Source organism: Streptomyces niveiscabiei, assembly GCF_001419795.1.
Classification (GTDB): Bacteria; Actinomycetota; Actinomycetes; order Streptomycetales; family Streptomycetaceae; genus Streptomyces; species Streptomyces niveiscabiei.
The window spans coordinates 1-1,441 of sequence record NZ_LIRL01001221.1 but is presented as its reverse complement, the minus strand read 5'-3'; the positions used below and the strand labels follow the sequence as shown (position 1 = coordinate 1,441).

The window sequence follows — 1,441 nt, the reverse complement described above, 5'->3', positions numbered from 1 at the left end:
CCCCGAGCCCCCTCAGCACTCGATGATGTTCACCGCCAGCCCACCCCGAGCCGTCTCCTTGTACTTCACACTCATATCCGCCCCCGTCTCCTTCATCGTCTTGATGACCTTGTCCAGAGACACCTTGTGCGACCCGTCCCCCCGCATCGCCATCTTCGCCGCGGTCACCGCCTTCACCGCGGCCATCCCGTTCCGCTCGATGCACGGGATCTGGACGAGCCCGCCGACGGGATCGCAGGTGAGCCCGAGATTGTGTTCCATGCCGATCTCGGCGGCNNCTCGGCGAGGGCGCCCGCGGCCATGGAGCAGGCGGAGCCGACCTCGCCCTGGCAGCCGACCTCGGCGCCGGAGATGGACGCGTTCTCCTTGAACAGCATCCCGATCGCCCCGGCGGCGAGGAGGAAGCGGACGACGCCGTCCTCGTCCGCGCCGGGCACGAAGTTGATGTAGTAGTGCAGGACGGCGGGGATGATCCCGGCGGCGCCGTTCGTGGGCGCGGTGACGACCCGCCCGCCCGCCGCGTTCTCCTCGTTCACGGCCATGGCGTACAGCGTGATCCACTCCATGGCACGGGCCAACGGATCGCCCTCGGCGCGGAGTTGACGGGCCGTCACGGCGGCGCGGCGGCGGACGCGCAGGCCCCCGGGGAGGATGCCCTCCCGCGACATGCCCCGCGACACGCACGCCTGCATGACCCGCCAGATCTCCAGCAGCCCGGCGCGGATCTCGTCCTCGGTGCGCCAGGCCCGCTCGTTCTCCAGCATCAGGGAGGAGATGGAGAGCCCGGTCTCCTTCGTCAGGCGCAGGAGTTCGTCCCCCGTACGGAACGGGTACTTCAGCGCCGTGTCGTCCAGCTTGATGCGGTCCGCGCCGACCGCCTCCTCGTCGACGACGAACCCGCCGCCCACGGAGTAGTAGGTCCGCGTGAGGACCTCGGCGCCGGAGGCGTCGTACGCCCAGAGGGTCATCCCGTTCGCGTGGTACGGAAGCGCCTTGCGGCGGTGCAGGATCAGATCGTCGTCGAAGGAGAACGCGATCTCCCGCTCGCCCAGCAGCCGCAGCGAACCGGTGGACTTGATGGCCTCGACCCGCTCGTCGGCGCCCTCGACGTCGACCGTGCGCGGCGAGTTGCCCTCCAGGCCGAGGAGTACGGCCTTCGGCGTGCCGTGCCCGTGCCCGGTCGCCCCCAGCGACCCGTACAGCTCCGTCCGCACGGACGCGACCGACCCGAGCACCCCCTCGCTCCGCAGCCGCCGCGCGAACATCCGCGCCGCCCGCATCGGACCGACCGTGTGCGAACTCGAAGGACCGATACCGACCGAGAACAGGTCGAACACGGAGATGGCCACGGGGACTCCAACCAGAAAGGACGCGGACACACGACACCGGATGCCACGCCGGGGACTACGAACACGGGCGGGGCGGCCCCGAAGACCCACCC

2 pseudogenes are annotated in these 1,441 nt (G+C 70.4%); both read right to left on the bottom strand.

The features are described from left to right. Positions 1-12: 12 nt before the first annotated feature. A pseudogene (locus AOK24_RS51925) lies at positions 13-276 on the bottom strand (L-serine ammonia-lyase, iron-sulfur-dependent, subunit alpha); the annotation flags it as partial. A 2-nt stretch (positions 277-278) separates the two neighbouring features. Then, positions 279-1,337, bottom strand: a pseudogene (locus tag AOK24_RS42320) (L-serine ammonia-lyase); the annotation flags it as partial. Between the last annotated feature and the right edge of the window lie 104 nt (positions 1,338-1,441).